Raw genomic sequence first — 15,678 nt, forward strand, 5'->3', positions numbered from 1 at the left:
TTTCAAGCAGCTCTTAGTGTTTCCTCGACCGAGCAGATTCCAACTCCGTTGAATCAGAGGAGAGTCGTGATCAACCGTCGTTCAATAATCCGGGGCTGAAGTGCCGCTGCCGTAGCCGGCACAGGGGCTCTCGCATTCAGCGCAGGCGTAGCGCAGGGCAACACCGCCACCAAGCATCTACAGCCACTCCCACCTGGACCACGTGGGTGCGGTGATCGCGCCGCTATTCTCGGCCTGCACAAGGATCCGGCGCGTCCGATGCCACAAAGGGTCCTCCACGGCAATGACAACACCCTCCACATCGGCGGCGAGGAAATCCGGGTCATCTATCCGGGCGCCAACCATGAGGCCGGGAACGTGCTCATCCATGCCCACGACGCCATCCTTGAACTGGACTTCGACAGGTACGTCGGCGGTCACGTCCACCGCACCGGCACAGGAGCCGACGTCGAGCAATCGCGGGCCTTCTTCGTCGACTTGTGGAACATCACCAAGAAGAACATGGGGACGATTCCCTTCACCGCCGACAGCGCAGGCTCCGTCGTCGTCTCCATCTCCACCGACGCGACGATCAACTTCCCCTAGGACCCGTCGCCGACGGTGGCCCCTGCGCACGTGGGTCGTGGCAGGGGCCACCGCCTGTGCCCTCATGGGGCGGCGATCCGCCAGGTCACACTGCTGGACGCGGCTTGCCGTGAAGCCGGCTCGCGCAAGGCCGATGTGTGGTCGACGGCCTTCGCGGTGACCGTGTGCGTGCCCTGGTCGATACCCAGCGCACTCGGCGTGACGGCGCGACGGCCAAGCGCCTCGCGGACCTGGACCCCGTCGACGTACCAGTGCACGCGGACGTCGGACAGGCTGTCGCCCAGCAGTGGGGCGAGGCTGACGCGGAGCGTTGTCGAAGCGCCCAGGGTGCGGGCGGTGGAGATGCCGGGGGTGAGCAGGGTGGCGTGGCGATAGAAGCCCGCGATCATCGCTTCCCGGCCAGGCAGGTTGAACTTGTTGTTGCTCAGGCTCCGCATGATGGAGTTCTCGGTGGGCCGGTAGATGCCCTTGTTGTGGTAACCGCCGCCCTCGTACGCGTCGACCGTGCCACCCGACGGATCACTCCGGCCGATCCAGCGGTACCACTTGGTCCGGTAGTACCGCATGTCGGCGGCGGTCTGCATCGTGAGGTTGGGCTCGGTGGGCTCCGGCCCTGGGTAGCGGTCGCCACCTCCGTCCTGGTACTCGTCCCCGAGCAGGCCTATGGAATGGCCGAGTTCATGGGCCCCTATGAGGTAGGAGCTGGGGTTGTCGGAGGACATCGTGGCGATACCCGTGTGTCCGGCGGTCGAGGTGAGACCGCTGTATCCGGCGCCGCCGTACTTTGTGGAGTTCGCGATGACGAAGACGACGTCGGAGTCCGGGGCCTTTCGCGCGTACGAGTCAACCTTTCGCTCGTCGACGCAGAGCAGCCGCTCGACGCCGTCGCAGTAGAAGTAGCTGCTGACGGCGGTGTCCCTGACGACGTCCTGGGTCGGATCGCCGGAGACGCCCGACTGGTTGGAGACGGCCTTCACCAGCCAGAAGTTGAACAGCCCGCGGTAGCTCCGATAGGGCTCGATCTGGAAGATCGAGTCGAGTGTGGTGCGTGCGTCCGCCTCCAAGTCGGCCTGCTGGCCGGCCGCGTAGCCGTCGCCGATGATCACGACGTCGAGGCGGCCGTCGGCGGAGCCTGTCCGCTGTAGCGCGGTCACGCGGGTGTCTCCCAGCGGCACCGCCGGGGCCGATTGTGCCTGCCTGATCCGCTGCGGAACGGTGACGGGGACCTGGCGGTGTCTGCCCTCACCGTGCTGGTCGGGGAAATACTCCACGGTGCGGGCGTCTGCGGAGGACGGGGAGTGGGCGTTGGCGGCGGCGGAAGTGGACGCCGCCGGGGCCGGGATGGCGGCAGCGCCGGACGCGGCCAAGGCGAGTGTGCCTGCAGTGACCGCACGGAGGAGGTGTCTATGGAGGTGCACTAAGACCTCGCATTGAGTGGGGGGTTAACTGGGGAGTTAAGTGGGCTTAACTCGCCGCACAACATAGGGGGTTGACTTGACGAGAGACAAGTACTGAGAGGCAAGTGGCCCGCGAGAAAGGGGTCGACGTCATGAACCGCTTGAAGGAAACGTGGCCTAGCGGGCCGTGGTGCGAGGTCAGGGAAGTCGACCGTGGTCGCTGGGGTATGGGCCGGGGTGACGGAACTCGGGTGGCCAGCGGCCGCTGTGAGTATGGACCGCATGCGCCAGTTACTGTCGGCGAGGCGGTGTCCGGAGCGGCCCTTGGTGATGGTTGAAGACCACAACGCCACGGTCGAGCCGGTGGTTGTGGCGTTCCAGGGCCTCCAGGACGTGAGGCGGGAGCGTGACCTCCCGGCCACTCTTAGCGTGACCTCCCGGCCACTCTTGCAGTGGAGTCGAAGAGCACGGGCCCACAGCGGACGTGTGGGTACCGCTGACGACGGGTGAGCGTCGGCCATGGACGCAGTTGTGAGGCATGAGTGTGCCCCGCGGTGTGGCCCGGCACGTGAAGCCGCCGACGCGTCGACAGCAAATCGACGGACGTTGACAGCGAATCGACAGCCGTCGACAGGGGACCGACAGCTCCGCTTTACCCACCTCGCCTGGTCAGCGGGCCAGGATTTCGAACGTCTCCTGAACAGCCGGTCCCCAGGGGCCGTACCTGACGACAGATCACGAATGACGGGAAGGAACGTCTGCATGACCAGCGAATCAGTTCAGCCGGTGTCGGGACCGAGCCGCCGTACCGTCGTGGCGGCGGTCGGCGCGGCGGGGCTCGCCGTTGCGCTGACCGCGTGCGGATCGGACGACGAGGCATCGGGCTCGTCCACCGAACAGGGCGCCGCCGGCGCCGGTGCGACGACCGAGGCGGGTGGCTCGTCCGCCGACGCGGGCGCCGGTGGCGCGGCTCTCGCCAAGACCGCCGACATCCCGGAAGGTTCGGGCAAGGTCTTCAGCGACGAGAAGGTGGTCGTCTCGCAGCCGGCGGCGGGCGACTTCAAGGCCTTCTCGACGATCTGCACCCACCAGAACTGCCCGATGACGGACCTCAAGGAGGACACCCTCTCCTGTGCCTGCCACGGCAGCCAGTTCTCCGTGCTCGACGGCAGCGTGAAGAAGGGGCCCGCGACCCAGGCACTGGCCGAGAAGCAGATCACCGTGTCGGGCGACTCGATCACGCTCGCCTGACCGGGTCACGACGGACAGGGCTCAGGCCCGACCCGCACGGGGCGGACGCTTGAAGCAGCCCAGAACCTCGTCCGTGGTCGCGACCGTGGCGACCAATGCGAGGGTGTGGCTGATCATCGCGGGGGTGTAATCGGAGGGCACCCCGGCGATGGCGTCCCGTGGCACGACCACGACATAGCCCCGGTTCACCGCGTCGAAGACGGCGTTGGGGATCGCGACGTTGGCCGAGACGCCGCTGACGATCAGCGTGCGGCAGCCGAGGTTGCGCAGCAGGGCGTCGACGTCGGTGCCCTGGATCGGGGACAGGCCGTGCAGTCGCCGTACGACGAGGTCCTCCTCGGCGACCTCGATCGGCTCCGCCACGCGGACCGCCTCGCTGCCGGACAGCTGCCGGACGGGGAGCCGTTCGGCGGCGCGGAAGAGGCGGGCGTTGTGGTTGGCGCCGCGGCCGTCCGGGCGGCGTTCGGCGATCGCGTGGATCACCTGGACGCCGCTCGCGTGGGCGGCCGCGACCAGCCGGGCGACGTTGTCCAGGGCTCCCGAGGAGCGTGCCTGCTCGGCGAGTTCGGGCAGCGCGCTCTCCGGCCCGACGACGCCGCGCTGGCACTCGACGGTGAGCAGGGCGGTGGTCGCGGGGTCGAGGAGTTCGCTGAGGTGTGCGGACGACGGCATGGGTCCCCCTGTGGCCGACGGCGGCGTGGGCCGGTGACAGTAGCCACCATTGCGTGTGGACGGAAGACGACTCATCCTTTTCTGACGTGATGTCAGAGGATCTCTCCTCTGGCACGACGTGAGAGAAGAGGGGGACGTATGACCGTCACTCAGCGCCGGGGCCGGAAGATCATGATGACGCCCGGTGAGCTGGACGAGTTCCTCACCGAGCAGCGCACCTGTCGGGTCGCCACGGTGTCCGGCGACGGCTTTCCGCATGTCAGCGCCCTGTGGTTCGCCTGGGACGGCAACTCGCTGTGGCTGTACTCGGTCGTCCGCAGCAAGCGGTGGACCGATCTGCGGCGCGATCCGCGGGTCGCGATCGTGATCGACACGGGTGAGGAGTACGAGCAACTGCGCGGCGTCGAGCTGTCCGGCACCGTCGAATTCGTGGGCGAGGCGCCGCGGGTGGGCGAGCTGCGTGCCGAACTCGACGTGCCCGAGACGCTGTTCGCCCGAAAGAACTTCGGCCTCGACGAGATGCCGCACGACGGGCGGCACGCCTGGATGCGGCTGACTCCCGAGAAGATCGTGTCCTGGGACTTCCGGAAGCTGGGGTCGCGTTAGGGACTTTCGGCCTCAGCCGGCCTTCTCGGCGGCCGCCTGCAGCGCCTGCACCGCCGCCCGGATCGACGGGCGGCGGTCGGCGTCGGCGCGCCACACCGCGTAGATGTACCGGTGGACGCGGTTGCGCACAGGCACGGCCCGCACGCCCAGCGGCATCGGGTCACGGCCCAGCCGGGGCGCGACACAGACGCCCAACCCGGCGGCGACCAGCGCGAGTTGGGTGTGGTGCTCCTCGGCGCGATGGGCGATGCGGGGCTCGATCCCCTTGGTCCGCAGCGTGTACAGCAGCCACTCGTGACAGAACTCGCCCTCGGGCCAGGCGACCCACTCGTCGCCCGCGAAGTCCGCCAGGTCGACCTCACGCAGGTCGGCGAGCGGGTGCCCCTCGGGCATGGCGATCTCCACGCGGTCGTCGAGGATCGGGGCCTTGGCGAGCCCCTCCGGCATGGGCAGGGGCTTGTTGTACCAGTCGAGGACGACGGCCAGGTCGGCGTCGCCCCGCATCACCGCGGCGACCCCGTCCTCGGGCTCCAGCTCGCGTGACGTCAGGCGCAGCGCCGGATGGTCGGCGCGCAGCGCGGTGAGCGCGGCCGGGAAGAGCCCGCGCAGGGCGGTGGGGAACGCGACCAGCCGCAGCTCGCCGACCACCTGCCCGCGCTGGGCCTCCAGATCGGCCTGGGCGAGCTCGACCTGCGACAGGATGCGCGCCGCGTGTTCGGCGAGCAGCCGCCCGGCGTCGGTGAGGCGCACGCCCCGGCCGTTCTTGGCGAGGAGCTGCTGGCCGACCTCCCGCTCCAGCTTGGACATCTGCTGCGAGACGGCCGATGTCGTGATGTGCAGCCCTTCGGCGGCGGCGCTCACCGAGCCGTGCCGGGCGAGGGCGTCGAGGGTGCGCAGGCGCTCCAGGTTCAACATGTAAGCAATGCTACGAGATATCGCTCGCGAAATCTCGATTGTGCTACGAGGTCCGGCACGGCATGGTTGCTGCCATGACCACCGCCACCGCCGCACGTGACGCGGCCGGGGCCGCTTCCGCCGTCCCCTCCCGCCCTCGCGGCCGCCTCGACTGGCGTCTGCGGTTCGCCGCCCTCTCCCTGATCTGGGGTTTCAGCTTCCTGCTCATCAAGGTGGGCACCGACGGGTACGCCCCGTTCCAGGTCACGCTGGGACGGCTGGTGTTCGGTACGGCGGTTCTGGCGGCCGCGATGGCGGTGAAGCGGCAGCGGCTGCCGCGCGGGGCGCGCACCTGGGGGCATCTGACGGTCGCCGCGTTCCTGCTGAACGCGCTGCCGTTCTCCTTGTTCGCGTACTCCGAGCTGACGATCCCGTCCACGCTGGCGGGCATCTGCAACGCGACCTCGCCGCTGTGGGGCATGGCCCTGTCCCTGGTCGCGCTGTCGGAGGACCGGCCTACGCGCGTGCGGGTCGCCGGGCTCGGGATCGGGTTCCTCGGCGTCCTGACGGTGCTCGGGGCGTGGCAGGGCTTTCACGGGCTGGACGCCACGGGTACGGCGATGGCGCTGCTGGCCTCGCTGAGCTACCCGATCGGCTGGATATACGTCCGCCGGACGCTGGCCGGGTCCCGTGAGTCGCATCTGTCGCTGACCGGCGCGCAGTTGTTGCTGGCCACGGTCCAACTGGCCGTCGTCACACCGTTGTTCACCTCGTTGCCGACGCGGCTCTCCCCCGTGCCGCTGCTGGCGATCGTGGCGCTGGGGGCGCTCGGGACCGGGCTGGCCGTGTTGATCCAGTACGGGTTGGTCGCCGAGGTCGGGCCCACCACGGCTCAGATGGTCACGTATTTCATTCCGGTGATCGCGACCGCTGCGGGGGTTGCCCTGCTGGGCGAGTCGCTTGCCTGGTCGACGCCGGTGGGGGCGGTGGTTGTGCTGGCGGGGGCGGCGCTGACCCAAGTGCGCCGAAAGAACGCCTGACGGGGAGGGGCTCGGCAATCGTTTGAGGTCGGCACCAGCCCTCGCGTCCTACATGTAGCTCCTTGTCGGCCCCGGTCCCACCGCCGTCGCCACCGCGTCCGCCAGCGGGCCGGCCTCCTCCTCGCGGAGCGTCGAGGTGGTGACCCGGATTCCGGGCGGTGAGCTCGTGCGGAAGCGGGCGCCGGGGGCGACCGCCCAGCCGGCATGCAGCAGGCGGGCCACTGCGCCCGTCTCGTCGGGCACCGGGATCCAGACGTTGAGGCCGCTGCGCCCATGGGCCTCGACCCCCCGCTCGGCCAGCGCCCGAATCAGCAGGTCACGACGCCCGGCGTACGTCGCCGCCACTGCCGCCGGGTCCACCGCGCCGTCGGTCCAGAGCCGCACCACGGCCCGCTGCACCAGCCGGCTCACCCAGCCGGCGCCGAGTCGCTGGCGTCCGCGCACCCGGTCCACCGTGACCTCGTCGCCGGTGAGCACGGCGAGCCGCAGGTCGGGGCCGTACGCCTTGGCGACCGAGCGGACGAAGGCCCAGTGGCGGGTGATGCCGGCCAGGGGGTGCAGAGGGAGGTCGACGATGCCGTGGCCGTGGTCGTCCTCGATCAGCAGGAGATCCGGGTGCTGCCGCAGCGTGGAGCGCAGGGCACGCGCGCGCGTGGCGCTCACCACGGCTCCGGTGGGGTTCTGCACGCGGTCGGTCACGATCAGGGCGCGCGCCCCGGAGTCGAGGGCCCGCCGCACGTCGTCGGGCAGTGGCCCCTCGTCGTCGACGCCGACAGGGACCGTGCGCAGGCCGAGCGCCGGGATCAGATCCAGCAGGCTGCCCCAGCCGGGGTCCTCGACGGCGACCGTGTCCCCGGGCTTGAGGTGGGCAGCGAGGACGCGCTCGATGGCGTCGAGCGAGCCCGAGGCGACGGCCAGCGGACCTTCCGGCACTCCGTCGGCGTCCAGCCAGTCGCGCGCGATGCGTGCCAGCTCCGGCTCCACGGGGTCGTCCCCGTACAGCACCGGATCCCGGTCGGCCAGCTCGCCCGCGGCCGCGAAGGCCTTCGCCAGCGACGGCAGCAGTGCCAGGTCGGGGTTGCCGCTCGCCACATTGCGGACGCCGTCGGGCACGTCCACCCGGACGAACTCGCGGCCGGTCGTGGCGGGCCTCGGCCGCACCCGGCTCCCCCGGCGGCCCGCGGTCTCGATCACTCCGCGGTCCCGCAGGACGCGATAGGCGGCCGCGACCGTGTTGGGGTTCACCCCGAGGTCCGTCGCCAACTCCCGCATGGGCGGCAGCAGTTGGCCCGGCTCCAGCTCACCCGAGCCGACCGCACGCTCGACGCTCGCCGCGATCTCAGCTGCGCGACGCCCTTCGATCCGATATCCTTCTAGCACAAACGACATTATGCACTAGTGCAATGGAGAAAGCAATGCTGGGGTCCGAGGAACAGGCGCCGCAACCCGCCGTCTACACGCCGACCGACCGCACCGTCCCCACCCGCTCCGCGGATCGTGCGGCGTACGACAAGGAACTGGTCCACGCGATACTCGACGAGGCCTACGTCTGCCACCTCGGTTTCGTCCGCGACGGCGCGCCGGTGGTGCTGCCCACGCTGTTCGGCCGGGTCGGCGAGACGCTCTACGTCCACGGCTCCACGGGTTCGCGCCCGCTGCGGATGACGGGCCAGGCCGACCCCGGGCTGCCCGTGTGCCTGACCGTCACGCATGTCGACGCTCTGATCCTGGCCCGCTCGGCCTTCCACCACTCGATCAACTACCGGTCCGTGGTGGTGCACGGCACCGCGTACGACGTGACGGACCCGCAGGAGAAGCGGATCGCCCTCGACGCGCTCGTCGACCACGTGGTGGCGGGCCGGGCCCGTGACTCCCGGCCCGCCAACAAGAAGGAGCTCGCCGCCACCGCCGTGATTCGCCTCGACCTGAACGAGGTCTCCGCCAAGCTGCGCACCGGCGGCGTCAACGACGAGCCCGAGGACCTCGCCCTCCCCCACTGGGCCGGCGTCGTCCCGCTGCGCAAGGGCTACGAGGCACCGGTCGGCGACCCCGAGCTGGCCCCCGGCACCGAACTCCCCGACTACCTCGCGGCCCTGTGATGCTGATCCACCCCTGGGACGAGCCCCGCGACGACACCGAGTGGCAGCGGTGGCTGGAGGTCCACGACTTCGGGCAGCTGGTGGTCAACGGCCTGGACGGCGAGCCGCCGCATGTCCAGCCGCTGCACTTCGCGTACGACGCCGGGCGCGGCGAGGTCGTCACGCATCTGGCCCGCCCGAATCCGATGTGGCCGGCGCTGCTCGCGCACCCCGAGGTCGTGCTGAGCGTCGTCGACGACTACGTGTATGTGCCGGGCCCCTGGCAGGCGGGACCGGAGCAGCCGCCCGAGCACGGCGAACCGACCAGCTTCTACGCGGCGGTCCAGCTCCGGTGCCGGGCGCGTGTCGTGGACGACCCGGCCGAGAAGGCCGAGCTGCTGAACCGCCAGGTCGGTCACTTCCAGCCGGAGGGCGGTTCGGCGGAGGTGGCGGTCGGCGAGGTGCCGTACGGCAGGCTGCTGTCGGGCATCCGCGGGCTGCGGCTCGAAGTGACCGGTGTGCGCGCGAAGTTCAAGTTCGGCGGCAGGCGGTCGGAGGAGGTCCAGGACCGCATCGCGGGGAATCTGGCCGGGCGGGGCGGCCCGCGTGACGCGGCGGCGCGCGACCACATGCTGCGACGGCGGCCGGCCTGAGTACGGAGGCTGCGCGGAGGCTTCGGAGTTGAGGGGTCCGGCACCGCGCGCGGCGCCGGACCCTCCGCATCAGGCCGGCATCGGTTCGCGCTCCCGCTGCCGTTCCCGCCGCGCCCCGCGGGTCTCCGCGACCGCGAGGCCCGCGACCGACCCGAGCATCAGCAGGGTGCCGACGAGGGTCGGGGCGGTCAGGTGCTCACCGAGCAGGACGACGGCCAGCACCGCCGCGCTGACCGGCTCCAGCAGCATGATCACGGAGACGGTGGCGGACCGTACGGCGGCCGCGCCCGCGAAGTAGAGGGCGTACGCCAGAGCCGTGGGGACTGCCGCGATGTACGCCAGCAGCCAGCCGAGCCGGAGGGCATCGGCCGTGTGCGGCAGGAGCCCCTCGGCGAGGGCGAGCGGCAGCAGGCACAGGCTGGTGACCGCGAAGGCCCACACGGACGTGTCGGCCGCGTCGGCCCCGCCGTCGCGGCCCCACTTGCGGGTCAGCAGCGTCAGCACGGAGTAGCCGGCGGCGGACACCAGCGCGAGCAGCACGCCCCACGGCCGTACGGTCGCGCCCTCGCCGCCGAGCGCGAGCACCGCGAGCCCGGTGAGCGCGCCGGCCACCGCGGCGACGCCGCCGCGGCCGAGCCGCTCCCCCAGGGTCAGCCGGGCGCCGAGCGCGATGAACACGGGCCCTGCGCCCAGGGTCACCACAGTGCCCACGGCGAGTCCGGTGGCCTCCACGGCCGCGAAGTAGGCCGTCTGGAACACGGCGAGTCCGATGCCCGTGGCCCCGGCCCGCAGCGCCTTGCGGGCGAGGGACTCGGAGACGGTGCGCCGAGGACGGGGACGCAGCAGCCGCACGGCGAGCAGCAACACGAAACCGATCGCGCAGCGCCAGAAGGAGAGGGCGATCGGCCCCATGTCACTGGTCCGGTAGACCAGGGAGGCGGCCGCGCCCGCGGTGCCCCAGGCGGCACCGGCGATGATCAGGTAGATGAGGCCTCGCCCGATGGGCAGGCCGGAGACAGGTGTGTTCGACACGAGTGGTTCTCCGCAGACATGCAGAAGTGCTGGGAGGAGCCCGGTTCAGCGGGGTCCATGGACTTCGTCTGCGGGCAGCACCGTTGGGCCGTGCGGTGCGCGGGGTTCAGTTCCCGTCAGGCACCGAGGCTTGGCTTCCGGAGGCCCGCCTCAGGCGGCCGGAGGCGGAAGAACGAGTGTCGAAGGCATGATCACGCAGCCTAGGCGAGGTTTCCGCGGGCGGACAACTCGCGCTCGGGTCCACCGCCGGCCACCGGCTCGGCGGAGACCTTGGCGGGTGCGGACGACTGCGCGATGAACGCCCCGGCGAGGACGACCGCGCCGCCGATGATCTGCGGCGCCGAGAGGTGCTCGCCGAGCAGGAACCACGCGAGGACGGTCGCGATCACCGCTTCGAGGCACGCCACGACGCCGGCGACCTGCGGTGACAGCCGCCGGACCGAGACCACGCCGGTGACGTACGCGACGACCGTGGCGACGAGCACGATCCAGGCCAGCAGCAGGGGGGCCGCGACCGCGGTTCCGTTCATGTCGGCGGTGCCCGCGAGGACCGTCCAGTCCATGGTCCAGGGGCGGGCCACGACGGTCAGGACGGCGGCGCCGACCAGCAGGCCGAAAGCGATGACACCGAGCGGGTCGGGTGCCCGCTCGCCGGAGCCGCTGCCCTGGTCGGCCAGGACGAAGTAGCCGACCTGGCAGCAGGCGGCGCCGAGCGCGAGGAGCAGGCCGAGGGCGTCGAAGCTCAGGCCCGCCCAGACCTCGACGACGCAGACGAGGCCGCCGACCGCGAGGACCACGCCGACGGCGGCGGCACGCGTCACGGGCCGCCGCTGCACGAACCGCACCCAGCCGAGGACCAGGGCGGGTGCCAGGTACTCGACGAGCAGGGCGACGCCGACCGGGATGCGGGAGATCGAGGCGAAGTAGAACGCCTGCACTCCGGCCACGCCGAGCAGGCCGAACCCGGCGAGCAGTGCGGGACGGGCGCGCAGCAGTGCCCGGTGGCGCACGGCGAGCGGCAGCATCACGAGGGCGGCGCCGGCCACGCGCAGCCACACCACGTGGAGCGGGTCGAGCCCCGCCTCGATCAGCGGCTTGGCCGCGACTCCGGAACCTCCGAAGGCGATCGCGGATCCGACCGCCAGACCGAGCCCGACACCCTTGCCACGGCCCACCTGACCGCTCTCAGACTTACGCACCGGCACATGATGACAGGCGATGACAGCAGCGTCATCCCCGTTGACACCTGTCTCGCGGTGTGGACGGTCGACGGGGTGGATCGGGACGCGACGAGCATGGCCGGCACCGGGGTTCCGGAAGGTGGCGGGCGGCGTCGGCGGGGCCACGGCCGGGGAGTCCCGGCCGTCAGGCGAGGTTGCCGACCGACGCTCCTAGCGGGCGCCCTCGCCGCCGGTGACGTACTCGTCGCGGGGTTCGTCCATGCGGGCGCGTACGACGGTCGCGTCGATGCCGGCGCGGCCGAGCACCTCGACGGCGCGTGCCTGGGGGTCCACGACGATCGCCGCGAGCAGGTCGACGCCGCGGGCGGCAGTGTCGCCGCGCAGGGTGGCGCGACGGCAGGCGTGCTCCATCGCGCTCGCGGCCAGCGGGGAGAAACCCTCGCCGTGCATCACGACGGGGACGGCGCCGGAGTCCTCGACGGTGCCCTGCCAGCGCAGGCCGTAGCCGATGGTGCGCTGCACGAGGTAGCCGAGCAGCCGGGCGATCTGGGGGCCCTCGCCGAAGACGGCGTACACATCCGGGTCGTGCTCCAGGAGCGAGTGCAGCAGATGGGCCGTGTCGATCTGCCGGTCCCCGTCCCTGAGCGCCCTGCGGCGGGCACCGGAGACCACCGCTGCCAGTTCGTCGCTGAGCCTGGCACCGTCCGCCGGGGTGTCCGGGCGCCGACAGTCCTGTTCCTGGGCCGACTGCCGGGGGATACGGGGTTGCACAACCTCTACCCCATCAGCCACATCGAGCCGAGTCATCGCCGGGGGGAAGCATTTTTGCGTCCCACACAGAGTGGAGTCCGTCGGCCGGAATCTCCTCCTTACGGATGAGATCACGCCGAAAGACCCCCAGGGGCGCGCGCCGCCTTGCAGTGCGCCGCACACGCAACCAGGGCGCTGCGCGCTACGTCCCACAGGGACATGGAGAGCAGGTGCTGGCTGGTGGCGCTGCCGGCCGTCGACGGCAGACAGTACGTCTACCGGGTGTACGCCCCGAAGGACGCCCTGCTCGCCGACCTGTTCTGGGAGGCGTGGCACTGCCACGAGGAGAGCGCGTTACCGCGGGCGTGGGATCTCTTCGACGCGGCGGTCATCCGGCTGGTGGGCTGACCCCGTGGGGCAGGTCCCACACCTCCACACATTCTGACGGTTCATCAGTATTGAATGTTCCGGCCCCCACGGCTACGTTCCGCGACACCGTAGCCCGAGACGAAGGGGTGGTCGCATGGCCGAAGTCAGCGCGGAGTCACGCATCGAGGCACCGGCCGAAAAGGTCTGGGCACAGCTGACGGACTGGTCGGCGTACGGCCAGTGGAACGCGACCCACACCAGCTTCCCGAGCGGCGGCCCCACGGCGCTCGAAGTGGGCGGGACCTTCCAGGAGAACATGAAGCTGATGGGGTTCCCGGCCGAGGTCGAGTGGACCATCGAGGAACTGGAGCCGGCGCGGGTGCTCGCGATTCGCGGCAAGGGCCCGATGGCCGTGACCGTGGCCACGCGCTACACCCTCACGCCGGACGGCGACGCCGCGACGGCGGTACGCATCGACGGCGAGTTCACGGGCGCGGCGGTGTCGTTGATGGCGGGCAAGCTCAAGGACTCGGCGACGGCGGCACTGAACGAGTCGCTGCGCAAGCTGGAGGGTCTGGTGACCTGAGCCGCGCCGGCCGCACGCGTGAAGGCGCCCCGCGGATCGCTCCACGGGGCGCCTTCCTTCACGGCGGGCAGGCCGCCGGTGCTGCTCAGTCCTCGTCGGCGAGGATCAGGTACAGCTTCTTGCGGGCGTCGTTGATGACGGTCAGCGCCTTGTCGCGCTGCTCCTTGCTGCCCGTCTTCCAGACCTGGCCGAAGGCCTCCATCAGCCCGAAGCCGGCCTGACGGATCTCACCGAGGGCCTCCCAGTCGACACCGCGGGAGGCTTCCTCCCAGGGCGCCTCGGGACCGGACTCGGCCGCCTCGCGGCCCGCCTCGGTGAGCGAGAACAGCTTCTTGCCGCCCTCGGTCTCACTGGCGATCAGGCCCTCGTCCTCCAACAGCTGGAGGGTGGGGTACACCGAGCCGGGGCTGGGCTTCCACGCCCCGCCGCTGCGCTCGGCGATCTCCTGGATCATCTCGTAGCCGTGCATGGGGCGGTCCTTCAGCAGGGCGAGGATCGATGCCCGTACGTCACCGCGCCGGGCCCTGCCTCGCGGCCCTCCTCGACCCCGCGGCCCCCAGGGGCCGGGTCCGCCGAATCCGGGCCCACCGAAACCGGGGCCACCGCCGGGACCGAAGGGCCCAAAGGCGCCACGCAGCTGCTCGAATCCACCTCGGCCGCGGTGACCGTGTCCACCATGCCCACGCTCGAATCCTTGGGAACGCATCGCAATCACTCCATTTCATCGTTGATCTGTCGCATCGCTGATCTGTCGCGATGCCTCAACGATATATCGGAACCGATCGCATGACAAGACGCGTTCTTCAGGGCGTCCGTGATCCACTTCCGCGGCAGATGGGTCCAGCAACTCCGAATTGGCCTTGGCCGCCCCCTCCGCGCACCCCCTACGGTCGGCGACATGCGGATTCGAATCGTCGACGCCTTCTCCGACCGTCCCTTCGCCGGCAACCCGGCCGGCGTGCTGCTTCTCGACGCCTTCCCGGAGGACGACTGGCTCCAGAAGGTGGCCATGGAGGTCAATCACGCCGAGACGGCCTTCGCGCACCCGTTGCCCGCGGGCGGGGAGGCCGACTGGGCGTTGCGGTGGTTCACGCCGGTCGCCGAGGTGGCGATGTGCGGGCACGCCACGCTCGCCACGGCCCATGTGCTGCACAGCACCGGCGTGCACGAGGGGCCCGTGCGGTTCGCCACCCACAGCGGGGTGCTGCTCGCCACGCCCGGCGACGACGGGTCGGTCACGCTCGACTTCCCGACCGCGCCGCTCACCCCCGTCGAGGTGCCGGACGGCGTCGCCGAGGCACTCGGCGCGCAGCCGCTCCTCGCCCGCGACACCGGCCCGAACATCGGCGACCTGCTCCTCGAACTCGCCGACGAGAAGACGGTCCTCGGCCTGGCCCCGGACCTCCGGGCACTCGGCGCCCACTCGGAGCGCGGCATCATCGCCACCGCCCGCGCCGAGGACCCCGCGCGCGGCTACGACTTCGTCTCGCGCTGCTTCTTCCCGAACGTCGGCATCGACGAGGACCCGGTCACCGGCAGCGCCCACACGGCCCTCGCCCCCTTCTGGTCCGAGCGCCTCGGCCGGACCGGGCTCACCGGCCTTCAGGCCTCCCGCCGCTCCGGCCGCGTCCGCACGGAGCTCCGCGGCGACCGCACGCTGCTGAGCGGCCGCGCCGTGACCGTCATCGACGGGGAGTTGATCACCTAGGGGGCGTCATCGCTCACGCCGTCGGCAGCCAGTCCACCCTCCCGGCCAGCAGCGCGTAGCCGACGAACGCCCCTATGTCCAGCAGGGAATGCGCCACGACCAGCGGGCCCACCCGGCCCCATCGCCGGTACAGGTACACGAACACGACGCCCATCGCCATGTTGCCGAGGAAGCCGCCGATGCCCTGGTAGAGGTGGTACGAGCCGCGCAGTACGGAACTGGCCACCAGCGCGGTGCCGGGCGTCCAGCCCAACTGGCCCAGCCGGCGCAGCAGATAGCCGACGACGATGACCTCTTCCAGGATCGCGTTCTGCAGCGCCGACAGGATCAGCACCGGGTACTTCCACCACACGTCGGGCAGCGCCTCGGGGACCACCGTGAGGTTGAAGCCGAGGCCACGGGCGCCCAGGTAGAAGGCGATTCCGGTGCTGCCGATCACCGCCGCGATCGCCGCGCCGCGGCCGAGGTCGGGCCAGGGGCGGGTGCGGTCGAAGCCGAGGGTGCGCAGGCTCGCGCCCTCGCGCAGCAGGAAGTGTGCGACCAGGGCGACCGGCACCAGCGCGCTGGTGATCCCGAAGAGCTGCCAGGCGAGATCCAGCCAGGGACGCCCTGGAGCGGCCGAGGCGTTGAGCGTGGCGGCCTGGTCCTTCAGGCCACCGGGTTTGGTGACGGAACCGACAAAACTGATCAGGGCGGACACACCGCTCGCACCGAGCGAAAGCGCCAGAACGAGCAGCGTCTCATCACGGAAGATCCGTCGGGAGGGCCGCTCATACGGAAAAGAATCGGCCACGGGGCCTGCCTCGCCCTGCACTCCTGCCTCCAGTTGAGTAATCCCGCCTCATCCGCATTGCCGCACCGCTAGGGTCTCGAAAA

The 15,678-nt window shown here is 70.9% G+C and carries 18 protein-coding genes; 9 read left to right on the forward strand and 9 right to left on the reverse strand.

Annotation, left to right across the window (positions count from 1 at the left end; genetic code table 11):
• Positions 1–258 precede the first annotated feature (258 nt).
• Positions 259–585: a hypothetical protein gene (locus OG254_RS08275; protein WP_405578967.1), complete on the forward strand. Its 327-nt coding sequence runs from the start codon at positions 259–261 to the stop codon at positions 583–585.
• A 62-nt stretch (positions 586–647) separates the two neighbouring features.
• Here OG254_RS08275 and OG254_RS08280 read toward each other — a convergent pair whose 3' ends face one another.
• Positions 648–1,952 carry a M64 family metallopeptidase gene (locus OG254_RS08280; RefSeq protein WP_405578970.1) on the reverse strand — a complete coding sequence of 435 codons (1,305 nt, stop codon included), beginning with the start codon at positions 1,950–1,952 and terminating at the stop codon, positions 648–650.
• A 792-nt stretch (positions 1,953–2,744) separates the two neighbouring features.
• Between OG254_RS08280 and OG254_RS08285 the strand changes: the two genes are divergently transcribed.
• Entirely contained in the window at positions 2,745–3,233 is a 489-nt protein-coding gene (locus tag OG254_RS08285) for a Rieske (2Fe-2S) protein (RefSeq protein WP_405578972.1), read from the forward strand.
• A gap of 21 nt (positions 3,234–3,254) precedes the next feature.
• Here the strand turns inward: OG254_RS08285 and OG254_RS08290 are convergent, their stop codons facing one another.
• The gene (locus tag OG254_RS08290; protein WP_405578975.1) at positions 3,255–3,905 is read right to left on the reverse strand and encodes a cysteine hydrolase; all 651 of its coding nucleotides are present in this window, start codon (positions 3,903–3,905) and stop codon (positions 3,255–3,257) included.
• A 138-nt stretch (positions 3,906–4,043) separates the two neighbouring features.
• Here OG254_RS08290 and OG254_RS08295 point away from each other — a divergent pair, with 138 nt between their 5' ends.
• Positions 4,044–4,511, forward strand: a complete 468-nt coding sequence (locus OG254_RS08295; RefSeq protein WP_351195740.1) for a pyridoxamine 5'-phosphate oxidase family protein — start codon at positions 4,044–4,046, stop codon at positions 4,509–4,511.
• Between the two features lie 12 nt (positions 4,512–4,523).
• On the opposite strand, the gene OG254_RS08300 is transcribed toward OG254_RS08295, so the two are convergent.
• A complete protein-coding gene (locus OG254_RS08300) occupies positions 4,524–5,426 on the reverse strand; it encodes a LysR family transcriptional regulator (protein ID WP_351195741.1) in 903 nt (300 codons plus the stop codon).
• Between the two features lie 74 nt (positions 5,427–5,500).
• Between OG254_RS08300 and OG254_RS08305 the strand changes: the two genes are divergently transcribed.
• Positions 5,501–6,445 carry a DMT family transporter gene (locus OG254_RS08305; RefSeq protein WP_405578978.1) on the forward strand — a complete coding sequence of 315 codons (945 nt, stop codon included), beginning with the start codon at positions 5,501–5,503 and terminating at the stop codon, positions 6,443–6,445.
• 48 nt (positions 6,446–6,493) lie between these two features.
• Here the strand turns inward: OG254_RS08305 and OG254_RS08310 are convergent, their stop codons facing one another.
• Positions 6,494–7,825 (reverse strand): aminotransferase class I/II-fold pyridoxal phosphate-dependent enzyme, encoded by a 1,332-nt coding sequence (locus OG254_RS08310; RefSeq protein ID WP_405578980.1) that lies wholly within the window; start codon positions 7,823–7,825, stop codon positions 6,494–6,496.
• A 35-nt stretch (positions 7,826–7,860) separates the two neighbouring features.
• Between OG254_RS08310 and OG254_RS08315 the strand changes: the two genes are divergently transcribed.
• Complete coding sequence (locus OG254_RS08315) at positions 7,861–8,544, forward strand: pyridoxamine 5'-phosphate oxidase family protein (protein WP_405578983.1); 684 nt, start codon at positions 7,861–7,863, stop codon at positions 8,542–8,544.
• Entirely contained in the window at positions 8,544–9,176 is a 633-nt protein-coding gene (locus tag OG254_RS08320) for an FMN-binding negative transcriptional regulator (RefSeq protein WP_405578986.1), read from the forward strand. The genes OG254_RS08315 and OG254_RS08320 overlap by 1 nt, the downstream gene beginning before the upstream one ends.
• A 69-nt stretch (positions 9,177–9,245) precedes the next feature.
• Here the strand turns inward: OG254_RS08320 and OG254_RS08325 are convergent, their stop codons facing one another.
• From OG254_RS08325 to OG254_RS08335, 3 genes are all read right to left on the reverse strand, one after another.
• Positions 9,246–10,208 (reverse strand): DMT family transporter, encoded by a 963-nt coding sequence (locus tag OG254_RS08325; RefSeq protein ID WP_405578989.1) that lies wholly within the window; start codon positions 10,206–10,208, stop codon positions 9,246–9,248.
• 200 nt (positions 10,209–10,408) lie between these two features.
• The gene (locus tag OG254_RS08330; protein WP_405578991.1) at positions 10,409–11,413 is read right to left on the reverse strand and encodes an EamA family transporter; all 1,005 of its coding nucleotides are present in this window, start codon (positions 11,411–11,413) and stop codon (positions 10,409–10,411) included.
• Between the two features lie 186 nt (positions 11,414–11,599).
• Complete coding sequence (locus tag OG254_RS08335) at positions 11,600–12,160, reverse strand: Clp protease N-terminal domain-containing protein (RefSeq protein WP_351195751.1); 561 nt, start codon at positions 12,158–12,160, stop codon at positions 11,600–11,602.
• A 198-nt stretch (positions 12,161–12,358) separates the two neighbouring features.
• On the opposite strand from OG254_RS08335, the gene OG254_RS08340 reads away from it, so the two are divergent.
• Positions 12,359–12,547: a hypothetical protein gene (locus OG254_RS08340; protein WP_187284622.1), complete on the forward strand. Its 189-nt coding sequence runs from the start codon at positions 12,359–12,361 to the stop codon at positions 12,545–12,547.
• A gap of 115 nt (positions 12,548–12,662) precedes the next feature.
• Positions 12,663–13,094 (forward strand): SRPBCC family protein, encoded by a 432-nt coding sequence (locus tag OG254_RS08345; RefSeq protein ID WP_147997294.1) that lies wholly within the window; start codon positions 12,663–12,665, stop codon positions 13,092–13,094.
• A gap of 85 nt (positions 13,095–13,179) precedes the next feature.
• Here the strand turns inward: OG254_RS08345 and OG254_RS08350 are convergent, their stop codons facing one another.
• Entirely contained in the window at positions 13,180–13,800 is a 621-nt protein-coding gene (locus OG254_RS08350) for a PadR family transcriptional regulator (protein ID WP_405578996.1), read from the reverse strand.
• Between the two features lie 192 nt (positions 13,801–13,992).
• Here OG254_RS08350 and OG254_RS08355 point away from each other — a divergent pair, with 192 nt between their 5' ends.
• The gene (locus OG254_RS08355) at positions 13,993–14,802 is read left to right on the forward strand and encodes a PhzF family phenazine biosynthesis protein (protein WP_405578998.1); all 810 of its coding nucleotides are present in this window, start codon (positions 13,993–13,995) and stop codon (positions 14,800–14,802) included.
• 13 nt (positions 14,803–14,815) lie between these two features.
• On the opposite strand, the gene OG254_RS08360 is transcribed toward OG254_RS08355, so the two are convergent.
• The gene (locus OG254_RS08360; RefSeq protein WP_405579001.1) at positions 14,816–15,616 is read right to left on the reverse strand and encodes a CPBP family intramembrane glutamic endopeptidase; all 801 of its coding nucleotides are present in this window, start codon (positions 15,614–15,616) and stop codon (positions 14,816–14,818) included.
• Positions 15,617–15,678: the final 62 nt, after the last annotated feature.

It is taken from the genome of Streptomyces sp. NBC_01092 (assembly GCF_045039535.1).
GTDB lineage: Bacteria > Actinomycetota > Actinomycetes > Streptomycetales > Streptomycetaceae > Streptomyces.

What these genes read in the sequence shown, in the direction of transcription:
- OG254_RS08275 (WP_405578967.1), top strand. Translation starts at nt 259, where the DNA reads ATGCCACAAAGGGTCCTCCACGGCAATGACAACACCCTCCACATCGGC.
- OG254_RS08285 (WP_405578972.1), top strand. Translation starts at nt 2,745, where the DNA reads ATGACCAGCGAATCAGTTCAGCCGGTGTCGGGACCGAGCCGCCGTACC.
- OG254_RS08290 (WP_405578975.1), bottom strand. Translation starts at nt 3,905, where the DNA reads ATGCCGTCGTCCGCACACCTCAGCGAACTCCTCGACCCCGCGACCACC.
- OG254_RS08295 (WP_351195740.1), top strand. Translation starts at nt 4,044, where the DNA reads ATGACCGTCACTCAGCGCCGGGGCCGGAAGATCATGATGACGCCCGGT.
- OG254_RS08300 (WP_351195741.1), bottom strand. Translation starts at nt 5,426, where the DNA reads ATGTTGAACCTGGAGCGCCTGCGCACCCTCGACGCCCTCGCCCGGCAC.
- OG254_RS08305 (WP_405578978.1), top strand. Translation starts at nt 5,501, where the DNA reads ATGACCACCGCCACCGCCGCACGTGACGCGGCCGGGGCCGCTTCCGCC.
- OG254_RS08315 (WP_405578983.1), top strand. Translation starts at nt 7,861, where the DNA reads ATGCTGGGGTCCGAGGAACAGGCGCCGCAACCCGCCGTCTACACGCCG.
- OG254_RS08320 (WP_405578986.1), top strand. Translation starts at nt 8,544, where the DNA reads ATGCTGATCCACCCCTGGGACGAGCCCCGCGACGACACCGAGTGGCAG.
- OG254_RS08340 (WP_187284622.1), top strand. Translation starts at nt 12,359, where the DNA reads ATGGAGAGCAGGTGCTGGCTGGTGGCGCTGCCGGCCGTCGACGGCAGA.
- OG254_RS08345 (WP_147997294.1), top strand. Translation starts at nt 12,663, where the DNA reads ATGGCCGAAGTCAGCGCGGAGTCACGCATCGAGGCACCGGCCGAAAAG.
- OG254_RS08350 (WP_405578996.1), bottom strand. Translation starts at nt 13,800, where the DNA reads ATGCGTTCCCAAGGATTCGAGCGTGGGCATGGTGGACACGGTCACCGC.
- OG254_RS08355 (WP_405578998.1), top strand. Translation starts at nt 13,993, where the DNA reads ATGCGGATTCGAATCGTCGACGCCTTCTCCGACCGTCCCTTCGCCGGC.